This window comes from Schaedlerella sp. (assembly GCF_056796775.1).
Window position 1 is genome coordinate 1 of record NZ_JBQIKP010000003.1, and the last position, 20911, is coordinate 20911.

Sequence of the window (20911 nt, forward strand, 5' to 3'; positions counted from 1 at the left end):
GCGTTGTCGTCAATCGACGTACCCCGGTACGCCTCATTCCTCCGCCTTGTGTCTGAAAATTTGTTCTGCGCAAAAAGGCAAGTTATTTTTGCACAGTTCCTAAATACAAACATATCAAAAAGAAAGGCGGAAAAGAATGATGAAGATCAAAAAATTAATGCGGGCATTCGTGGTTGGGGCAAGTATTTTTGCTTTGACAGGCTGCGGTACGCTAAATGGAACAGGCACAAACGGAGAAAGCAAAGCTAAAGATACTTATATTGAAAATGGCACAACAGGCTCTGACAAAAAAGATATTTCCAATGAGAACAATTCAAATAGTGTCGGGAGTATGGATGGTGATGAAATCATTGCGGCATCTGATTTGCAGGGAGATGTAATCGAGTTTTCAGATCTTGGATGCGTGGTGAACCAAGTAACATCAGATCATGCTGACGAGGCTGTCGTCGCCGCGGAAGGGTACGAAAATGAGGGGGCAAAAGTGAATATTAAATATGGAGATCACTGCATATTCCAGAGAGCAGTGATAAGCATAGCGATTGGAGAAGCCACGGTCAATGACGCTGCCAAAGAGGATATCAAGAAAAAAACATCATTGCTGCTCTATGGGAATTTTGACAATACAGAAAATTTTACAGCTGAAAAAGTAATCATTACCCAATATGAATAGGAGGAAGGAATGGACATGGCATTCTATCAGCTTGCGTTTCGGTACTTGAAGCGAAAAAGAGCCAAGACAGTCTTATTGTTTTTTGTGCTGCTCATTGTGAGCAGCATGATACTAAGCACAAACATGATTCTCCGTGCAACGGCTGATTCAAAAACGGCAATTGGAGAAAAAACAAAAGCAAAAGTTGTCATGGGGATTTTGAAAGAGGATGACAGGATTACATTGGATGACGTGGAATGGATAAAGGATTTAGAGGAAGTTTCCACTGTAAATTGCCTGGCAAAAAACGATGCGTTTCCTGTAAATTTCCAATTGGTTACGGGCAGCGATTCTACAGAAGCATCCAATCAGAAAGTATCCCTTCTATCCTACGATAATCTGGAAAATGACAGCGGGTTTTCAGAAGGGGTATACCGTCTTGTATCTGGCAGCTATATTGCGGGGGACATAAAAGGGATTGTTATCAACTCTTATCTTGCGGATGCCAATCAATTAAAATCAGGAGACTGGATAGAATTAGAAAATACCAATGGAAAGCGGGTTTCCTTAGAAATTGTCGGTATCTTTTTATCTGGAAATGAAAGCAGGCAGCCTGAAGGAATGGATTCTGTAAACCGTATTGAAAATCAGATATTCATAGATAACAGTTCCTATTCGGATTTATTTGAAACGGAGGGTTATGCCAAAGTTGCTGTTTATTGCAAAAATCCAGAGCAATTAAGTTTATTAGAGGAAGAATTGAACAAATATTTATCTGATAAAGCAGATTCTACGACATCTGATACCTTGTATCAACAAATGGCTCTTCCATTAGAACAGATTACCAGGGCTGCAAAGCTTATGCTTGTCCTAACGCTTCTGGCAGGAACAGTGATCGTATCTTTACTGCTTTGTATGTGGATGCGGACACGGCAGAAAGAAACTGCTATTTTTATCAGTGTTGGAAAATCAAAAGCCAGTATTTTTTTACAGGTATTTATGGAATCATTTTTCGTCTTTGCATTCGCTGTCCTTGGCTCATGTTGTCTTGGAAACTTTATGGCGGGCATTTTACAAGGTTTCCTTACGGAATCTGGAACAACAGACATTTCTTTAGAAGTGTTATTACAGTTCAAAGATGTAGGCATTCTGGCAGGTTTGGGAAGCCTGCTTGTATTGGCGGCAGTCATAGTTTCCCTGCTCCCGATATTAAGAACGAACCCCAAAGAAACTTTATCGAAAATGGAGGGATAGACAATGAATAGTTTCCAAATGGCGTGGCGTTCGGTTATACGCAAACCAGTCAAAAGCATACTTCTGTTTTTTGTAGTATTTATGATCAGTCTGTTTTTTTTATCGGGCATGGCCAGCCGAAATGCAAGCATCGCCACCCAGAATAAGACAAAGCAGGCAGTAGGGGCTGGATTTCTGATAGAAGCAAACGAAGCAAACAAGCGGAACAGGGCAGATGAAATTCTTGCAAAAAAGACCGAGGGCGAAGAAGGAAATTTCGATGACGTGAATGTTGAAAAAATAGAAACAAACTATGGGACATCATGGAGGGTATCGTATGATAATTCGTTCCAGACGGTTTTAATCCATGATATGGAAAAGATTGCCGCTGTTACCGGCATTTCCGAGTATAATATTACAACTGCCGTCACAGCAGTGAATCCTGTGGATTTTTCCAGAATTGAGGATGATGATGTAGACCAGAGCTCTGATTTACTTTGTGTCAGCTTAATCGGCAATAAAAATATGGCATTGGATGCCAATGTCCTGTCAGGAAATGTAACAATGAAGGACGGACGGATGATAACAGAGGAAGATATTGACGTATGCGTGATTTCAGAAGAACTTGCCGCAAAAAACAACCTGTCGGTTGGAAACAGAATACAATTTAATGACCGCCGTGATATAGAGAATGGAACCGTCTTTGGGGCGGAGATTGTTGGGATTTACAGGGTTCAGCAGAAAATGACGCCTGTCATGTCCGGAGATACTTACCGTTCTGAAAATATGATCTTTACCGATTTAGGATTTCCAGAAAAAGCAGAAGGAAGTACATCAGGTGCATTGTACGAAAAAGCATATTTCAAAGTGGCAGACGTGAACCAATACGATGAAATAAAAAAAGAGATACAGAAAGCGGATATTGGATGGGAACGCTATGATTTGATTGACAACAACGGAAATATTGATAAGATGTCGAAAAATTTCAATGATTTGGAGAATGTCAGCCAGATATTAGTTATCGTAGTTGCAGGAGCCAGCCTGATCATCCTATTTTTAGTATTTGTTTTTTGGATGAAAGGGCGGGTGCAGGAAATCGGAATTTTATTAGCCCTTGGCACACCGAAGATAAAAATATTGGGGCAGATATTATTGGAAGCATCCATGATCGCTGCCGCCGCCCTATTCCTCTCTTTTACGGCTGCGCCCGCCGCTTCTGATATTACAGCGGATTATCTTGTGCGGCAGCAGGTGCAAAAGGCAACGGAGCAGAATGTCTTAGAGGAAGGAAAAGTCGCAAAAAATGCGGAGGATTCAGAGGAAACAGTTACAGGCGTTTCCGTCGCCGTTACACCAGAACTCATGCTGTACGGTTGGATCGGCGTAGCGTTGTTGGTTGTAATATCGGTTGGGGCTGCCGGCATTCTGATTGCCCGTAAAAATCCAAAAGATATTTTCAGTGAAATTAGTTAGGAGGACAAATAGATGGTATTAGAAGTCAAAAATGTGCAGTATTCTTATAAATCACAGAAAGAAAAAGAAATTTTAAAAAATGTTTCCATGCAGTTTGAAGAAAAGAAGTTTTACACGATTGTCGGTGCAAGCGGGGCAGGCAAAACGACGTTCCTGTCCCTGCTTGCAGGACTGGATCTGCCTGTGAGAGGAACCATTTTGTATAATGGTGAAAATATACAGGAAAAAGGACTTAACTACCACAGGAAGCATCATGTTTCATTGGTTTTTCAAAATTATAATTTGATTGATTATCTGACGACAGAGGAAAACGTACGGCTTGGCGGAACAAAAAAACCGCAGGATTTATTGGAGAAAGTAAACATTCCCTGCGAGGATTGGAAAAGAAATGTTTTGCAGCTATCGGGCGGCCAGCAGCAGCGGGTTGCCATTGCAAGAGCACTGGCAAGCAACGCGAAAGTGCTGCTTGCTGACGAGCCGACGGGTAACCTTGATGAAAACACGGCGGGGGAAATTATAGAATTACTAAAAAGAACGGCGCATGAGCTTGGAAAGTGCGTCATTGTAGTAACGCACAGCAGGTATCTTGCAGCACAGGCAGATGAGATTATCATGATTAAAGATGGCTGTATTGAATCAGTTACAGAGCTGCCAGATTAACCAGATGCAAAGCGCTCTTGTGCCTGCCTGTCAATGTCCGCAAAATTCGTTCTACATCAATCGATCACCTGGACAGATGTGATCGTGGGCTGGTCACCCTTGTCCACCGTTCCATTGCTGTCCTGTACAGGTGTATCCTCGCAGATTTTGTCCACAACGTCCATCCCTTCGGTTACGTGGCCGAACGCGGCATAGTTTCCGTCTAAAAACAGGCTGTCCTCATGGACGATGAAAAACTGGGAGGATGCGCTGTCGGGATCGTTGGATCTTGCCATGGAGATTACGCCCCGCACATGGGAAATCTCATTTTCCACGCCGTTTTCGGAAAATTCGCCTTTGATCGTTTTGTCCGAACCGCCGGTTCCATTCCCCTTCGGGTCTCCGCCCTGGATCATAAAACCGCTGATGATCCGGTGGAAGGTGAGGCCGTCATAGAAACCGTCCTCGGCAAGCCGGATAAAATTGGTGACGCTGATCGGCGCGGTATCCGCATCCAGCTCCAGGGCAATGGTGCCGTAATCCTGCACTTCGATTTCAACATGGTGCAGCCCTTCCAGATAGGCTTCTTCTTCCGAAGAGGCGTCCTTCTTCTGCTCCGCATCCTTTGTATTGCCTGTGTCCGTACCTTCTGTACGGTCGGTGTCTGTACTTTCCGTTTTACCTGTCTCCGCCTGCGCGGAATCATTCCCTTTCGAACCGCATCCGGTGAGGACGGCGGCAAGGAGGGTGACGCACAGGAAGCAAGTAAATATTTTTTTCATAGCATTACCTCCAATTTGTAAAAGATTTCCAGCATGAAACTGTTTGTTTCACAAGGTATACCCAAGGGCACCCCATCATGGCCATACGGCCGCTTCATAAGGTATTTTATCATACGGAAAAACAGATTACAATCCAAGGGTATTGGAAAGTAGAAATATATGATATACTTAATTTAAGAGCTGATTCCTGGGCCGCGTACAATACTGTCCGGTCACAGGCCAATTTTTTCAGACAATGGACAGAACGCCCATGGGGGTAAAATATGATAAAGGAAAAGGTGCAGAAATTATGAATACAAAGAACAATGAAAATCTGGAGTGGGAGGAGATCAGCACGGAGCACATCGTGCAGGATGAATGGATTGATTTCAGGAGGTCTGCCTACCGTTTCCCGGACGGAAGCGTATTTGAACCCTATTACAGCTACAGCCGCAGGGACTATGTCGTAATCGCGGCATCGGATGAAGAGGGGCGGTATCTCTGCGTCCGGCAGTATCGGCAGGGAATCGGGGAGGTGACAACGGAATTTCCGGCAGGGGGCATCGAGCGGTCGGACGGCAGGGAGTATGGATCGGGAAATGATCCGTCCGTGTCGGAGGATGCGCTGGAGGCGGCCAAACGGGAGCTGCAGGAAGAGACAGGATATGTTTCGGACCAATGGACGCATCTGATTACCGTCCCCTCCAACGCGACTCTGGCGGATAACTATGCCTATGTTTTTATGGCGGAAAACTGCCGGAAGTCCGGGGAACAGAATCTGGATGAGACGGAATTTCTGAATGTCAGAAAATACACCCCGGATGAGATTGAAGATCTGATTAAACAGGGCAGGTTCCAGCAGGCGGTTCATGTGATGACATGGCTGCTGGCCCGAAGACGGAAGGGATAAAATACTACGTTTCAGAAACGGTTAAACAGTGTCAGACAGGGGCTGCCGGGAAATTCAGCGATTTCCCGGCAGCCCCTTTTGGAGCATAGCTGGAACTTTTTTTAAAAATAAAATGAACCGTTCATAAGGTCACGGCAAATATAGAGTGAAAGGGCATTGGAGGTGAGACGTTGGACGCAAGAGAAATTGAGAGATGTATTGACGAGTTTGGTACGGATATTTATAGATTTTGCCTGAAACTCTGTATGGACAAAGCAGATGCCGAGGATTTGTACCAGCAGTCTTTTTTGAAGGCGCTGGAGACTGGGCAGACGCTGGACTGGGAGCAGAATCCGAAAGCCCTGTTTTTTTCATTTGCATATAATCTTTGGAGGAGCGACAGGCGGAAACAGGCCCGCCGGAACAAAATCGCCCCCTGCGGCAATCTGGACGATGAAGCGGAACAGGTATTGCGCTCCGAGGAAAGCATTGAAGAAAATTATTTTCGAAAAGAGCTGATTGCGGAGGTCGATCAGGTGATCGGGACGCTTCCGGAAAAAATCCGGGTGCCGCTGACATTGTTTTACTTTTCCGACTGTTCCGTCGAGCAGATTGCGGCGATTATAAAAAAGCCGCCCGGAACCGTGAAGAGCCGGTTATTTAAAGGCCGAAAGCTGATTAAAAAAAGATTGGAGGAATCTGGCTATGAACGATGAACGTTTTTATACTGAGAAAGAAAAGAACCTGGATGAACTTATCCGGGCTTCTATGAAGCTGGCCGATGAGCCGGCCCCGGAGCTGAACCAGAGACTCAAAGCTGCGCTGTACCAGAAGGAAGCAGCCATGAAAAAACAGCCTGCGACCCGTGCGCTGTCCCTCTGGTATCTGCCCATGATCCTGAATCTGGCAGCATTTGCGATGCTGGCGGCGGCTGCCTTAATGGTAATCAGCAACACGTATCTGTCTTACTTCGCCGCAGGCATCTGCTTTTACATCGGGCTGGCGGGCGTACTGCTGACCATAGTCGGCGTGAAAAGAACAAACATGAAAGAGGACATTACGATCCATATCAGGAAAAGAGGTGTATTGGCATGAAACATACAAAGAACAGGAAGCTTTTGCTTTATATCACGGCCGGGGCGGTTTTCCTGCTGGTCTTCCTTCGGTTCGGTCTGTTTTTTCTGAAAAGCGAAGGATTCAGCGGACTGTCCGTGGGGATTCCGCTGCTGCTTCTCGGCGTCGTTATTTTTGCTTTCTGCACGTCCGGTTTTTTGGCGGCATGGGTATATGAGGACTGCGGGAAACGGGGCGACGATCCGATATTATGGGCGATTGTAGTTTTGGTCGCCACCCCCTTGATCGGATGGATGATTTATGTTCTGCGTCGTCCGGAAATAAAAAGGGACTGTCCCGCCTGCGGGCATCAAATTTCGCTGAGAGCAAAATATTGTGAAGAATGCGGAACGCATATGGAACATAAGGAGGATGATACAATCATGGTAAAACAGGAAACGCATCACTTGAAATGGATCATCGGCGGTGTGATCAGCATGGCGCTTATGCTGGTTTGCCTCACTGGTTTTATTGTCACTGTTGCCGCGGGAAACAATATAAACACGAACGCTGCTTCCAATGAACGGGTCTGGAACACGGGCGTTATCGGAATGGCCTCAAACAGTTTCAGCGACGGTGTCTGGAAGCTGAAATTCGGCAGCGCCAGCGAAGGTTTTATTAAGGAACAAGATATGAAGATCCAGGACGCGGACACCCAAATGCTTCACGCAGACATTTCCTGCAAAACCGTCCCGGACGGCGCAACCCTTGTTTTGTGGCTGGTACAGGGAGACACGGCCCGCTCCGTTGATGTGACAGATCTTTCGGAACCGCTGGAATATCCGCTGGATGAATTTGAAAATGGAAAAATCCATGTAAGGCTTCAGATCAATGGTGTGAAAGATACGTCTTCAGAAATATATATACAATGACTGTGAATCCTGACAAACAGACCTTGTATTTCGCAAAAATCCGGATGTGCGCCAAATTGCCTTAACAGATTTTCCCACCCTGACGATAAATATTATAAGCAGAAAGCAGAGAAGAAAGGAGTCGGGAAGTATGCAGATTCATATACAATCAGGCAGAGGAAAGGCGGGAAGCACCTGGAACCGGGTGCAGATGGCGGCAAATTCGATGAACCGCAAGGCAGCGCGGGACGCCCAGTCCGGAAAGCGGAAGGACGGACAGGAACGCAGGGAGGATCGGGTAAACATTTCTCCGAATAACCAGATGGAGGGCCGGCTTGACTTTTTGATGGAGCGCAAGCGGGAGCTGATCGAGCGGAAGAACGAGCTGATGGCAAGCGGCGGAGACTGGGATTCCATCAAGGCCATGGTGGCTCTGTATGAGGAGCAGATCAGCAATGTGGAAACAGAGATTTCGCAGACCTTGAAGCAGATGGTGGAGGATCAGCTCGAGAAGGCCGAGGAAGAAAAGAAGGACGAGAAAGATCCTAAGACCAAAGAGGAACAGCAGATACAATCTTTGAATAACATCAGCAACGCTTCCCTGGATTATAAGCAGGTGAGCCAGATTCACAAGGCCCATGACCAGAAGGAGCGGGATGCCAGTGTGATCTCCATGGAGGTGAAGCTGGACGACAGCAGGGGCGGGGCCAGCAAGGGTAAGCGGGAACGCCTGGGGGATGTGCTCAGCGAAGCCGACCAGCTTTACACAAAGGCCATGAAAGGGTATATGCAGCTGAATGAGTCCGTGAAAGAGGCGGGAGAGGAGAATGCAAAAGAGAAGGAAAAGCTGAACGACGGGGAGGAACAGGAGAAGGATACGGTTTCCCAGCCCGCGGACGAGGAGCAGGATATATGATCAGCAGGGAAGATATGCTGGAGCTGACGCGGCGGATGACGCCTGCGCGGACATCCATCACAAGGATTGCGGGATGCTACGTGGACAGGGACGGGGAATTTGACGGCAGCTTCAATACGAATTTCCTGAAGCTGTCGGGATCGGATAAGGCCAGGAATCTGAAGCTGGCCAAAGCGGTCCCGTTTTCCGATACGAATCAGAACCTGATAAAATATGAATTTTCAGCGGAGGCCCAGAAGCCGGGCAGCATGTGGCAGCTCCTTATGGCGCTGAAGGAATGCGGCTTGAAAAATGACGCCCTGCTGGATACCTTTTACGATGTTGTCATGGAACGTTATCAGACGGATTCGGAATATGCCGTTCTGATGTTCCATGACCGCTACGATATCCCGGCGAAAGCGGCGGACAAGGAACGGCTGTGGGAGTCGGAGGAAGTGTTTGAATATCTGATCTGCGTGATCTGCCCCCTTGCGGACGAATACGAGCCGGGGGAACCGGAGTGCGGATTTTTATTTCCTGCATTTACAGACCGCAGCGGCGACCTGAACCATGTGAATGTATTTCAGAAAAATCCGGACAGGCCGCACAGGGAGCTGGCGGGAGAGATTCTTGGGGCGGAGTGAAAAAAGGAGGAAAAAATGGATCTGAAAAAATTTATCTGGACAAGGGAACCGGAACATTATGAAATAAACCAGGATACAATCGAAATTGTCACAAAGCCTCATACAGACCTGTGGCAGAGGACGTATTATCATTTTCAGAATGACAATGCTCCGGTGCTGCAGATGGAAACGGAGGAGCAGTACTTCAGCTTCGTGGTGAAGACGGAATTTCACGACAGCCATCATCGGTTTGACCAGTGCGGCATCGTGATGTACTTAGACAGTGAGAACTGGCTGAAGGGCTCCATCGAATATGAAAATGACGAGTTCCAGCATTTGGGAAGCGTTGTGACCAACAACGGATATTCGGACTGGGCGACAACGGAGATTGACGCTTCCGTAAAATCCATGTGGTATCGTTTCAGCCGGAGGGAGGATGATTACTGCATCGAGTGCTCCTCGGACGGGACTGCATTCAGCCAGATGCGGATCTGCCATATGCACCAGGGGAAGGGGAAGATCCGGTTCGGCATCTACGCATGTTCCCCGGAGGATTCTTCCTTTAAAGCGGTATTTTCCAATCTGCAGATCACAGAATGCCAGTGGAAGGCGCATGACGGGCAGCAGCCGGATTAGTCAGATACCCCACAGGCATGGATATTCGGCCCATTGCTTTGCGGGAATACATCTGCGCTGCCTTTTGGTATGCGGCTTTTTCTATACTGTGAATGAAAAGGAAAATGCATGTGAAGAAAATATTAGTTGTTGAAGATGACCTGGCCCTGAGCGCAGGTCTGTGTTTTGAACTGGATACAAGCGGCTACCTGACCGTGGCGGCTTACGGCTGCCGGAAAGCACGCCGTTTTTTGGAGGACGAGCACTTTGACCTGGCCATTCTGGATGTGAACCTTCCGGATGGAAACGGCTTCGACCTTTGCCGGGAGATCAAGGCTGCTGCGGATCTGCCGGTCATATTTCTGACCGCAAAGGATCTGGAGGAGGATGTACTGAACGGCTTCGACCTTGGCGCGGACGACTATATTACCAAACCCTTTCATACCCAGATCTTAAAACGGCGGATTGAGGTTGCGCTGCGCCGCGGAAATTCCGGCGCAAAGGCTGTGGAGGACGGTTACGACGACGGATTTCTGCGTTTGGATTTTCAGGCGCTGACGGCCGTCCGCAGCGGGGAGAAGCTGAACATTACGCCCAATGAATACAAGTTGCTGCGGCTTTTGACCGCCAACGCGGGAAATATCGTAACACGGCAGACTTTGCTGGAAAAGCTGTGGGACTGTGATGAAAATTATATTGACGACCATACGCTGACCGTCACCATGAACCGGCTGCGGGCAAAGATCGAGGAGGAAGGCCATTCCTACATCCGCACGGTCAGGGGGATGGGGTATATCTGGACAGGCGGGAAGTAAAAAAAGGGGCGCCGTTTATGGAGAACAGAGATGGGCAGAATGAAATTTTTATCTGAAAAAAGGATACTGATGTCCACGGCCCTTGTGCTGATTCTGTGCGGAAGCCTGTGGGAATATATTCCCTCTGGATGTCTGCATGCGCTTCTGCCGGCAGCAGGAGTCCTCATATTTGTTTTTGTTTTTCTGTGGGATGTGCGTCAGAAGAAGGAGCAGTCGGATTTTGCAAATGATATCTGCGGGACGGTGGATGCGCTCATGAACGGGGAATCTCCGGAGAATTACCAGCCCTATGAGGATTCCCAGGTATCGAAGGTTCAGGGGAAGCTTTTGCAGTATTATGACAGAATGCAGCAGGGAAGGGAACAGAGCGAGCAGGATAAGCAGACGATCCAGGAGCTGGTCAGCGACATTTCCCATCAGGTAAAAACTCCGATTGCGAATATCCGGATGTTTACCAATATTTTGCAGCAGCATCGGTTATCTGACGAAAAACGGGCGGAATTTCTTGACACCATGACCGGGCAGATCAACAAGCTGGATTTTCTGATGCAGTCTCTGATCAAGATGTCCCGCCTGGAAACCGGGACATTTACGCTGCATATGGAAGAGGGCAGCCTGTACAATACCATCGCCCAGGCGGTGAACGGCATCTGGGCAACGGCGGATCAGAAGCAGATCCGGATTGACGTTACGTGCGACAGCCATGCGGTTGTGAGGCACGATGCCAAATGGACTGCGGAAGCGCTGGGAAATATCCTGGATAACGCGGTAAAATATACGCCGAAGGGCGGAAGCATTTCTATCTGCGTGCGTCCGTGGCAGTTTTATACCCGCATTGATATCACGGATACCGGAATCGGAATCGCCGCCGGGCATTACAACGATGTGTTTCAGCGGTTTTACCGGGCGGAGGAAGTGGCGGGGGAGGAAGGCGTCGGGCTGGGGCTGTACCTGGCGCGCGGCATCATTACCCGGCAGAAAGGGTATGTCAGCGTGAAGTCGAAGGTGGGGGAAGGGACGACGTTTTCGGTGTTTCTGCTTCAATGAAATGCACAGTCACATAAAAGAGATTGTCGGAATTGTGGTATATTGTCATAGGGAAAACAAAGAGCCAAAGGCGGCTTGCCCCTCCGTTTTTTTTACGGAGGGAATAAATGCCCTCCGGACGAAAGAAAGGAGGGATTGCCAATGTATGTTACATATGCTGACTTATTTCAGTTTTGTATATTCATTTGCGCCCTTATCGGATTGTGTTATACGATTTTTAAGGGAAAAAAGAAATAGCCGCCACTCCTACCATAGTGACGGCTTGCCTATAATTAATAGGTAAGTTCCAAAACGAGGGGTAGCCGCTTCTTTGCTTTCCCTCCATGTATACTATAGCATATTTGCAGATAAAATTTCAAGGATATAATTTTATTTTTTCAAAAAATGGGTTACTATTGTTACATGTCACACCCTGACCAATCACTACGCTGATTGGTCAGGAGGATGCACATAAAAGCTGGGATTCAGGCCGTCCATTGCCGTAGGCAATTTTAAATGACGGCCTGAGTTACAGGGCACGCCTGGTCAAGGTGTGACCTGTAACTTACTATTGTTACTGAATGCAGGAAAATCCCTTGACAAAAGCGAAAAAAACGCATAGTATATAGGTAAGAAGAGAATCTTCCCAGGTGTCCCACTACCTTAAAGGTGAATTATGATTGGTGTTCCGCCACCATGAAGGGCGAATTATGATGAATGAGTAAGGATATCTTTCCTTACTCATTACTTTTTAGGAGAAGCAATATGGATCTATTTTTTTATGATGTAGATGCAGATTATGTAAAATACCTCAAAGCAGCCGAAAAAACAAAACGTGGATTTACTCGTGTTCCTGATGTAGAATATGAAAACGAACGAAAAATGGTTTGTGGTGTTGTTTTGGAAATGAATGGATATAAATACTATGTACCTGTATCTTCCTACAAGAAAAAACAACCGAATAATTTACTAATCCGTTTGGAAGACGATAGTTTCAATCAGGTAAAAGGTTCTCTACGCTTTAACTTTATGTTTCCTGTAGATGATCGCTATATAACCAAACGCGACTTCAATAAAGAAAAACCTGGTCGTAAAGAATTTCTTCGTAGACAATGGGTTTTCTGTAACACGATCACAACTGATATAAAAGAGATGGCTGAGGATACATATAATGGAGTTATTTCAGGTGCAGATGCTGCATTGATAAATGCATCCTGCGATTTTAAACTTTTAGAAGAAGCAGCCCAAAATTATAAACCTGACAACCAAAATTAGTACATATTTGCAGATAAAATTTCAAGGATATAATTTTATTTTTTCAAAAAATGGACATCGTAACTATACGCAATCTTAAAAAATATTTTGGAGAGGGTCCCCGCCAGGTAAAGGCTTTGGACGGGATCGACCTGACGATAGAAAAGGGCAGGTTTCTCTCCATCGTGGGGGCTTCCGGTTCGGGGAAGACCACGCTTTTGAATACAATAGGCGGCCTGTATGAGCCTACGGAAGGGACTGTGATCGTGGACGGGACCGACCTGTCGGAGCTGACGGAGGAGCAGCTGACCGTATTCCGGCGCAGGAAAATTGGCTTTGTGTTTCAGGACTATAATCTGGTGCCGGAGCTGACGATCCGGGAGAATATTTTGTTTCCGCTGGCAATGGACGACTCCCGCCCGGATGAAGTATTTTTCCGGAAAATCATACATTTGCTGGGGCTGGATGAGAGATTGAACCAGTACCCCCATATGCTTTCCGGGGGCGGGCAGCAGTGCGCCGCGATTGCCAGGGCATTAATCACAAAGCCGGCCATAATCCTGGCCGACGAGCCCACCGGGAGCTTTGACGCCAGGACCAGCCAGAATGTGGCGGGGCTCCTGAAAATGACGGCGGAAACATTTCACCAGACCCTGATCATGATTACACATAACCAGGAGCTTGCCCAGCTTGCGGACCGGATGTTGCGCCTGCGGGACGGGAGGATTGTGGACGAATAGCGAATACAAAATGGAGCGTTCCGTAAAAAGCGGGACGCTTTTTTCTGCTGTTCCCGGAATTGGCCGGATGACTTGCAGCAAGTGTATGGCACCGTCTAAACAACATTTATGCAACGTTACAAAAATGTACCTTTTCTGTACCTTCACTGTAACATTGGGATGTTATGATATCAGTCAGTAAGAACAATTATGAAATCACATACATCGGAGGTAAAGACCCATGAGAGAAATGTTGAAAACCCTCAACCGCCGCAGCTTTGCGGCCAACAGGCTGCAGAACCTGATTGCGGTGCTGGCCATCGCTTTGACTGCGGTTTTATTTACATCGGTCACGACGATCGGCATGGGAGTATCGGAATCCATGGCCGTCACCATGCAGATGCAGAAGGGCAGCAAGTCGGACGGCGATTTTCGAAATATGACGGCCGAGCAGTTTGAAATGCTGCGGCAGGCGGATTTTGTGGAGTCCGCTGGGCTGAGGATGCCGATCACCTTTTTGTCAAATACAAAACGCCACAATGTGGAATTTGAGGTGCGGGATCAGGTTCAGGCGGATCTGACATTCAGCAGCCCCACCCATGGCAGGGCGCCGGAAGCGGAAAACGAGATCGTGGCCTCGGATCTGGCGCTGATGGATTTGGGCGCAGAGCCGGAGATGGGCGCGGAGGTGGAGATTGATTTTACAGTCCGGGGAGAGGAATACCATCTCACAATGGTGGTATCCGGATGGTATGAAGCCATAGGCGACCAGATGAGCACGATGTGGGCGGGAACGGCATTTCGGGACGCCCATCCGGAGATTTTCCGATTCACCTATGACCAGGACAGAGAACTGGCAGGAACATATTTTTCCGATTTTACCGCAGACAGCGCAGTTGGGCTGCAGGATAAGATGGAACAGTTTGCCGTCCAGATGGGCGGCGACCCGTATGATATCAATGCGGACAATTCCCTTCCGGCAGTGGTCAATACCGTGACCAATCCGATTCCGGATATGGAACTCATTGCCATGGCAGCCGTGCTCGTCGTTTTGTTTACATTCTGCGGCTATCTTCTGATCTACAATGTATTTGACATTGCGGTGATGAAGGAAATCCGCCGCTACGGGCTTTACCGCACCATCGGGATGAGCAGGAAGCAGGTAAAGGGACTGATCAACCGGCAGGCATTCTGGCTGTCCTGCACGGGAATCCCGCTGGGGGAGGTGATCGGTTTCTTTGTGGGAAAATCGGCGCTGCCGATGATTATGGGGCTTATGTCGATTGAGTACAGCAATGTTGCCATAGAAGTATCCCCTTCGCCGTTCATTTTCCTGGGGGCTGCATTGTTTACGGCGTTGACAGTGATTTTGAGCACCCGCAAACCGGTTCGGATCGCGGCCAATATTCCTCCGGTGGAGGCATTTCGGTATGTGGAAAACAATGTGGGAAACGGCTCCAAAAAGTGCGGAAAAAAAGCAGCGGCCCGGAAACAGTCCATGCCCGGCGCAGATCTTTCACATCTTGCATGGTTTAATCTGGGGAGAAATAAACGCCGCAGCGCATTTATCGTCATATCCCTGACCCTTTGCGTGACATTGCTCAACTGCGTCGGAACGGCGGCCGGCAGCATGGATGTGGAAAAACAGGTAGACTTTATGATACGGACGGATTTTGCCGTGACCGGTGCGGAAACCGGAAATATTTTGAAAGGCTTCCGGTTCCGGGAGAACGCGGTGGAGCCGTCGGTGATGGCGGCAATCGAGTCTCAGCCCGGGGTGAAGGATGCCGTGCCTGTCTATAAAAATACGGCGGAAGATACAAATGTGACTTATGAATTTGGCAGGGATATTTCGGCTGAGGAATATATTCATGAAGAAACAGAGATTCCGTTTCGCTGTGACAAAGAGGGCTTCACCTTCGGACTTGGGGATGACGGGCGGCCGCTCTGCAACGTTTACGGGATGGAGGAAAGTACGGTTGCCCGGATGGATCTGCGGGAGGGGGAGACCGACGCCAGCGCCCTCTATGAGAAAATGATGCGCGGGGAGGGGATTCTGGCAGGGATAAATACCGACCGGGCGGATATGTCCCTGATGGAGGATTTTGATTTCATCCAGGTGGGCGACATGATCACGGTTTACAAGGACGGACAGAAGGCGATGGAACTGCCTGTATTGGCGAAGGCCGCTCTGAACGGGGATGACCAGGAAATCGGCGTTTCCGTTAACGGGCCGACTAAGGTTGGCGGAGATGGGCTGTTCCTGTATTTGCCGACGGACATTTTTAAGGAACTGTATGACGAACCTGTAATTTATAAATACGCCTTTGATGTAGAAGAGGGGGAACAGGAGCATATGACTGCGTTTTTGGAAGATTATGTGAAAAATAATTCCGATGTCTATTACATTTCTTCCCAGTCCGCCCGTGAACATGCGGAAAATTTCCGAATGGTGATCCGGCTCGTAGGCGGGCTGGTGGGTGTGATCTTTGGATTTGCCGGCGTGCTGAACCTGATCAATACGCTGGTCACCACGATCCTGGCCCGCCGCCGTGAGTTTGCTGTCATGCAGAGCATCGGTATGACGGAGCGGCAGCTTACAAAAATGATGGTGTACGAAGGCATGTTTTATGCGGGAGGGGCGTGTGCCCTGGGGATCGTGCTGGGAGCAATTCTGGATCTGACGCTGGTGAGAGGAATGCTTGGAAAAATGTGGCAGTTTACGTTTCATTTTACGCTGCTGCCTGCGCTGCTCGTAAGCGCCCTGCTGTTGGTTCTGTCAACGGCGGTGCCGGTTCTGGCGCTTCGGTTCTTCTATAAGGAAAGTATTGTGGAGCAGCTTCGGGTGGCGGAGTGATTGATTACCGCAAAGCAACGAGCCAAGCAGCCATGCCTGCATGGATATTTGACCTCAGTCATTTGAAAATCATCAAACAGTGTTTTGCAACATCGTATAAAATTATGATTAGGAATAACAGGAGGATATTTGATATGAAATGTATTTTAAAAGCAACGGGCCTGAAAAAATATTATGGGGAAGGGGAGACGCAGGTGCGGGCTTTGGACGGTATTGACCTGGAGATTGAGCAGGGCAGGTTTACCGCCATTATCGGAACATCCGGCAGCGGAAAATCGACCCTTCTGAATATGCTTGGCGGGCTGGATACGCCCACGGAGGGCAGCATCCGGATCGGCAATACGGAGCTGGCCGGGCTGAACAGCGAGCAGGCGACGGTATTTCGGCGGAAACAGATCGGATTTATTTTTCAGAATTACAACCTGATCCCTGTGCTGACCGTTTGGGAAAATATCGTGTTTCCGATTTCGCTGGATGGGCGGGAGCCGGATCAGAAGTTTATCATGCAGATTGTGGAAATGCTGGGACTGGAAAGCAAGCTGGACAGCCTGCCCAACAACCTGTCCGGCGGGCAGCAGCAGCGGGTGGCCATCGCCCGGGCCCTGGCCTCCAAGCCGTCCATCATCCTTGCTGACGAGCCTACGGGTAGTGTCAAGTTAGTACAACACTACCCGAAAGAAATACCCGTGATATTATTTTCACTGTCAATGCGTATTTCAGAGATAACAGACCGCCACAGTGTACGCTTTTCTTCACGGGTCAGCGATTCATAAATATTCTTAAAATCAGATTGCAGCAGCTTTTCCACGGCTTCAAAGTCGGGCGGGGCTTCTGCTGCGGGTTCCGGGAGCTGCCGGAGTGCCGCCGTATATATTTCATAGTCCTTTTTGTATTCTTCAATGTCAATCAGCTCATTCACATATAATTCTTTTAGTTTTGTCAGCTTTCTTTTCAGGGCGGCTTTATCTGTCCGCAGGACAGCTTTTTTCTTTTCTGCCGCTTTTATTTCCCATTCCAGCCGGACCCGGTTCAGTTCGGATTCCATGTTGTCAAAAAGCCATTTTTCAATCATATCTTCCCGGACGGATTTATTGTGGCTACACCTGCCCCGCTGAAAGTGCTGGTTACACCTGTAATAATAATATTCCCGTGTTTTACAGCCGACAAGGTTGTGGCTACATTCAGCGCACTTCACGATTGAAGTAAAAATATAAACCTTGCCGGACGGAGCGGAACGGGAATTTCTTTTCAGAAGGGATTGAACCTTGTCGAATTGTTCCCGGCTGATGATTGCCGGGCAGAAGTTTTCATTCTTCCTGCCGCCCCGGTCATAGATTCCAGTGTAAAGCGGTTCTGACAGCATACGCCGGAAAGTTGCGTCACACCAATTCACGCCGTAAGTTTCCCGGATATGCTTCACGGTTCCCCGCTGGCTGACGGTGCTTTCAAAGTGATTGAAAGCGTCTTGCACAATCCCGGCTTCTTCCGGCAGGACTTCCAGCCGCTTTTCTTCACTGACCCTGTACCCGAACGGGCAGGAGCCGGAAACGACGGTTCCGTGGGCAATCTTGCTGTCAAATACAACGTCTATCCTTTCCCCGCAAATGTCAGCTTCATTCTGGGCGATTGACAGCTTGACATTGATATACAAACGACCGTTTGCGCTTGTCGTGTCGTATTCTTCATCTATTGTCTTCCAGTCGCAGCCGTGCGCCTGTAGTATTTCCATAACCTTGTAATAATCAGCGACGGACCGGAACCAGCGGTCAAGGCGGCAGAACAGAAGCAAGTCAACTTCATCACGCTTCACGGCTTCTATCATTTTTTGAAACTCTGCCCGCTTGTGCATATTCTTTCTTGCGGTTTTCGCAGCGTCGATATATACCCCGGTCACAATCCAGCCTTTTTCCCGTGCGTATGCTTCAAGGCGTTCTTGCTGGGCTTCAAGGGACAGACCCTTTATTTTTTGTTCTTCCCCTGATACCCGGATATATAGGGCGACACGGACCAGCGGCGGCAATTCCTTGTTTTTCATGGAAAATCACCTGCATTTCCTTTCATTTCCCGCCCGCTGATGATATAATCAGAATTGCAGACGGTATGTTGTATCTGGTATGATATACTTTGCATTGCGGCGGCAATATTCCCAGTATTGCCGCCGCTTCCCTTTCTTCATTCAGTTTCAGTGTAGCTATAATTTCCGTTATCGTCACGAACCCAAAGACCGTATGCGTCAAGTATACTGCCGTCCTTGTCGAGTTCACCATAAAAGGCAGATGAAATGTCAGAGCCGGAAAAGCAGATACCCGTATCAGAATAACCCATAATAGAAACCCAATTATAACCAGAATCGGCAACTACATTGTCAGCAAATTCTTTCAGCATATCAGGGGTAATTTTTTCAAGATTATCATTCGTTATACGAATGAACGCATATTCACCAATGACAGTATCGCCGGAACCGTTCATAACGTCTTTTACAGTAAGTTCAGAATCCATTAAAAAATTGTGAAGAACAGTTTCAGGATATATTTTATCTTTTTTGTTATAGACTTCTGAAATAGTGTTTCCGTCAAGGTAGACTTCTAAAGTATTCAGACCGTAATTGACATTATAAAAGCCGCCCGAAGTGTTTTTGGTGACAGTGAAAAAGCTGTCAACACCACATTCAGAAGCAAGAACAATAAAAAGTTCGTCGGCTTCTTCTGCGGTTACGCCAGTAGCAGTTTTCAAGCCGGAAATACTGGATTTATAAAAATCATATTTTTCAGTAAGCTCCGCAGATTTAGGAGTGGAAGAGCCGCAGGAACAAAGCAAAAGGCATATAAGGAACGAAAGAACAAAAGATATTTTTTTCATTGCAAAAACCTCCATAATCATAAATTTTGAGAAAAAGCCCGGTAGAGCTTACGCAGCCCCACCGGGCTTTTCATTGGTTTGAAACAAGGCTATTGCCGTTTGCGCTTCCGGGTTCCGTGTCTGCGGTGGTACTCAAAGCAGAGTTGCCCGCTTTTTGTGCAGTCTTGGAGCGACTTTTTATATATGCCGCTTCCGCTTCTTCAACGGTCATTTCTGGAAGTTCCGCAGATTCAGCACGGGAAGCGGTCAAGCGTTCTTTGAAGTGCTGAACCAGCATTGCCCGTATATCGGGTTCAAGTTCAAAGTACGCTTTCATAATGTCAACTTCTAATTCAGTCCCGCCCCGTTGCCGTACAAAGTCGTCAAGGCTGAAAGTTGGTGCTTGTATGTACATAGGTTCTGTACCGTTCCGCAGCCAGTCTTCATTGAGATTACACATAGTACAGATAGACTTTATGCTACTATCAGAAACATTGCTACCGGATTGTTCCATGTAACTAATGCCGGATTGCGTAACGCCGAGCAAGGCGGCAAATTGTTTCTGGTTCATTCCTTTTTCTTTTCTGACCTTTTTAATACGTTCATTGACAGTCAATTTCCTCACCCCCTTTCTGCAATGTAAATCAATAATAACAGTCACTTGTAAAAAAGTCAATAGAAATATCAAAAAACCTATTGACAAATACAAGTGACTGTTATATTATGAGTGCAATAAACAAGTCAATCATATTTTGAAACAAGAAACTTGTAAAAATATATCGGAGGTAAAGCCCTATGATGAAAATTGAATTTGAAGCACTTGCAGGATATGAAGTAAGCGTATCAGACTATGACAATATTATTGAACCTATGTACATGGCTACACAGTTAAGCAAAGCAGAGTTTGTGAAGGTTATCTGCAAAGAAAGATTTGCACTGAAAAGCCGGGAAGAGCTTATTCAGGAAATGAAGGGGATTGCGGAACACTTAAAGCAGACCTGCGAACACTTCACGGATTTTGAAGCAAAAGAGAAGCTGGAAGCACTTGCAGAGGAATACAAAGAGCGGTTCGGACCGTACAAGGGCGGCTTCTTCCTGAACACACGGTACACGCTGGAACATTTGGGAGAGTGCCGGGGCTGTAGTTATCCGGCTGAACTTGAAGTATTTGACGGGAAATATCACACGACAGAGAAAATCAAAATCGCATAAAGGACCGGGAGCCACACGGGGCAGCAGGTGAAGACCTGCGGGGCGGGTCCGATTCCCGCCCGGTTCAATCAGGGGCAAGCCAGACCCCTAAAAATAAAGCACTGTCAAACGGGCAGCGGTTACACCAGCTAAAAAGTGTATAGTCGGACAACAAGTTTTCCGGGCAGGCGGCTTTTTAAGTTGAAAAGCGGCAGCGGCGGTGCGGAAAGGAACGTGCGGAAATGGAAAAAGAAGTGGAAAGAGAAGTGCGGATAACCAGCGGCGTGACATTTCAAAAAAGAATAGTATCAGACGACCCGGACGCATACGCAGAAGTCAATCTGAAATTTGAGGGATTGCAGGAAAGCAGGGTTGCAGAGCTGCGGGACTTATTCAATAAGTTTGCCGCAGAGGTAGAAGGAATGTTGCTTGAAGATACCAGCCTGTATGTGTAGTACAGGCTGGCGCAG

General features: G+C 47.6%; 23 protein-coding genes. 19 read left to right on the plus strand and 4 right to left on the minus strand.

What is annotated here, in order from left to right:
- Positions 1 to 136 precede the first annotated feature (136 nt).
- Genes ACTOY7_RS02220 through ACTOY7_RS02235 form a run of 4 tightly spaced genes read left to right on the plus strand, consistent with a single transcriptional unit; the run spans position 137 to position 4015 of the window.
- Positions 137 to 670, plus strand: a complete 534-nt coding sequence (locus ACTOY7_RS02220; protein WP_482672505.1) for a hypothetical protein — start codon at positions 137 to 139, stop codon at positions 668 to 670.
- A 15-nt stretch (positions 671 to 685) separates the two neighbouring features.
- Positions 686 to 1903 (plus strand): ABC transporter permease, encoded by a 1218-nt coding sequence (locus ACTOY7_RS02225; protein WP_482672504.1) that lies wholly within the window; start codon positions 686 to 688, stop codon positions 1901 to 1903.
- 3 nt (positions 1904 to 1906) lie between these two features.
- Entirely contained in the window at positions 1907 to 3355 is a 1449-nt protein-coding gene (locus ACTOY7_RS02230; protein WP_482672503.1) for an ABC transporter permease, read from the plus strand.
- 12 nt (positions 3356 to 3367) lie between these two features.
- On the plus strand, positions 3368 to 4015 hold the full coding sequence (locus ACTOY7_RS02235) for an ABC transporter ATP-binding protein (protein WP_482672502.1): 648 nt from the start codon (positions 3368 to 3370) through the stop codon (positions 4013 to 4015).
- 56 nt (positions 4016 to 4071) lie between these two features.
- Here ACTOY7_RS02235 and ACTOY7_RS02240 read toward each other — a convergent pair whose 3' ends face one another.
- Positions 4072 to 4776 carry a peptidylprolyl isomerase gene (locus ACTOY7_RS02240; RefSeq protein WP_482672501.1) on the minus strand — a complete coding sequence of 235 codons (705 nt, stop codon included), beginning with the start codon at positions 4774 to 4776 and terminating at the stop codon, positions 4072 to 4074.
- A gap of 289 nt (positions 4777 to 5065) precedes the next feature.
- Here ACTOY7_RS02240 and ACTOY7_RS02245 point away from each other — a divergent pair, with 289 nt between their 5' ends.
- The 13 genes from ACTOY7_RS02245 to ACTOY7_RS02305 all read left to right on the plus strand — a co-directional run bounded on the left by ACTOY7_RS02245 (position 5066) and on the right by ACTOY7_RS02305 (position 17185).
- Positions 5066 to 5665 (plus strand): NUDIX hydrolase, encoded by a 600-nt coding sequence (locus tag ACTOY7_RS02245; protein ID WP_482671662.1) that lies wholly within the window; start codon positions 5066 to 5068, stop codon positions 5663 to 5665.
- Between the two features lie 170 nt (positions 5666 to 5835).
- Complete coding sequence (locus ACTOY7_RS02250) at positions 5836 to 6360, plus strand: RNA polymerase sigma factor (protein ID WP_125129084.1); 525 nt, start codon at positions 5836 to 5838, stop codon at positions 6358 to 6360.
- Positions 6350 to 6739, plus strand: coding sequence for a hypothetical protein (locus ACTOY7_RS02255; protein WP_004071496.1), 390 nt, complete (start codon positions 6350 to 6352; stop codon positions 6737 to 6739). The genes ACTOY7_RS02250 and ACTOY7_RS02255 overlap by 11 nt, the downstream gene beginning before the upstream one ends.
- Positions 6736 to 7629, plus strand: coding sequence for a zinc ribbon domain-containing protein (locus ACTOY7_RS02260; protein WP_482671661.1), 894 nt, complete (start codon positions 6736 to 6738; stop codon positions 7627 to 7629). The genes ACTOY7_RS02255 and ACTOY7_RS02260 overlap by 4 nt, the downstream gene beginning before the upstream one ends.
- A gap of 130 nt (positions 7630 to 7759) precedes the next feature.
- Positions 7760 to 8524 (plus strand): hypothetical protein, encoded by a 765-nt coding sequence (locus tag ACTOY7_RS02265; protein ID WP_125129082.1) that lies wholly within the window; start codon positions 7760 to 7762, stop codon positions 8522 to 8524.
- Positions 8521 to 9147, plus strand: a complete 627-nt coding sequence (locus ACTOY7_RS02270; RefSeq protein WP_004071486.1) for a DUF4317 family protein — start codon at positions 8521 to 8523, stop codon at positions 9145 to 9147. The genes ACTOY7_RS02265 and ACTOY7_RS02270 overlap by 4 nt, the downstream gene beginning before the upstream one ends.
- A gap of 15 nt (positions 9148 to 9162) precedes the next feature.
- Positions 9163 to 9762: a DUF1349 domain-containing protein gene (locus ACTOY7_RS02275; RefSeq protein ID WP_482671660.1), complete on the plus strand. Its 600-nt coding sequence runs from the start codon at positions 9163 to 9165 to the stop codon at positions 9760 to 9762.
- A 110-nt stretch (positions 9763 to 9872) separates the two neighbouring features.
- Positions 9873 to 10556: a response regulator transcription factor gene (locus tag ACTOY7_RS02280; protein ID WP_160282209.1), complete on the plus strand. Its 684-nt coding sequence runs from the start codon at positions 9873 to 9875 to the stop codon at positions 10554 to 10556.
- A gap of 30 nt (positions 10557 to 10586) precedes the next feature.
- Complete coding sequence (locus tag ACTOY7_RS02285; protein WP_482671659.1) at positions 10587 to 11603, plus strand: sensor histidine kinase; 1017 nt, start codon at positions 10587 to 10589, stop codon at positions 11601 to 11603.
- A 744-nt stretch (positions 11604 to 12347) separates the two neighbouring features.
- On the plus strand, positions 12348 to 12857 hold the full coding sequence (locus tag ACTOY7_RS02290) for a type III toxin-antitoxin system ToxN/AbiQ family toxin (RefSeq protein ID WP_160282207.1): 510 nt from the start codon (positions 12348 to 12350) through the stop codon (positions 12855 to 12857).
- Between the two features lie 50 nt (positions 12858 to 12907).
- Entirely contained in the window at positions 12908 to 13576 is a 669-nt protein-coding gene (locus ACTOY7_RS02295; protein ID WP_004071468.1) for an ABC transporter ATP-binding protein, read from the plus strand.
- A 220-nt stretch (positions 13577 to 13796) separates the two neighbouring features.
- On the plus strand, positions 13797 to 16412 hold the full coding sequence (locus ACTOY7_RS02300) for an ABC transporter permease (RefSeq protein ID WP_482671658.1): 2616 nt from the start codon (positions 13797 to 13799) through the stop codon (positions 16410 to 16412).
- Between the two features lie 134 nt (positions 16413 to 16546).
- Positions 16547 to 17185 (plus strand): ABC transporter ATP-binding protein, encoded by a 639-nt coding sequence (locus ACTOY7_RS02305; RefSeq protein WP_482672634.1) that lies wholly within the window; start codon positions 16547 to 16549, stop codon positions 17183 to 17185.
- Here ACTOY7_RS02305 and ACTOY7_RS02310 read toward each other — a convergent pair.
- The 3 genes from ACTOY7_RS02310 to ACTOY7_RS02320 form a co-directional block, all read right to left on the minus strand.
- The gene (locus ACTOY7_RS02310; protein ID WP_482672635.1) at positions 17080 to 18447 is read right to left on the minus strand and encodes a recombinase family protein; all 1368 of its coding nucleotides are present in this window, start codon (positions 18445 to 18447) and stop codon (positions 17080 to 17082) included. The genes ACTOY7_RS02305 and ACTOY7_RS02310 overlap by 106 nt on opposite strands.
- A gap of 137 nt (positions 18448 to 18584) precedes the next feature.
- The gene (locus ACTOY7_RS02315; protein ID WP_369910829.1) at positions 18585 to 19271 is read right to left on the minus strand and encodes a hypothetical protein; all 687 of its coding nucleotides are present in this window, start codon (positions 19269 to 19271) and stop codon (positions 18585 to 18587) included.
- 70 nt (positions 19272 to 19341) lie between these two features.
- On the minus strand, positions 19342 to 19866 hold the full coding sequence (locus ACTOY7_RS02320) for a helix-turn-helix domain-containing protein (protein ID WP_482672636.1): 525 nt from the start codon (positions 19864 to 19866) through the stop codon (positions 19342 to 19344).
- 179 nt (positions 19867 to 20045) lie between these two features.
- On the opposite strand from ACTOY7_RS02320, the gene ACTOY7_RS02325 reads away from it, so the two are divergent.
- Both ACTOY7_RS02325 and ACTOY7_RS02330 read left to right on the plus strand, forming a co-directional pair.
- A complete protein-coding gene (locus ACTOY7_RS02325) occupies positions 20046 to 20462 on the plus strand; it encodes a hypothetical protein (RefSeq protein WP_482672637.1) in 417 nt (138 codons plus the stop codon).
- Between the two features lie 221 nt (positions 20463 to 20683).
- Positions 20684 to 20896 (plus strand): hypothetical protein, encoded by a 213-nt coding sequence (locus tag ACTOY7_RS02330; RefSeq protein WP_004069578.1) that lies wholly within the window; start codon positions 20684 to 20686, stop codon positions 20894 to 20896.
- The last annotated feature ends 15 nt before the right edge of the window (positions 20897 to 20911 follow it).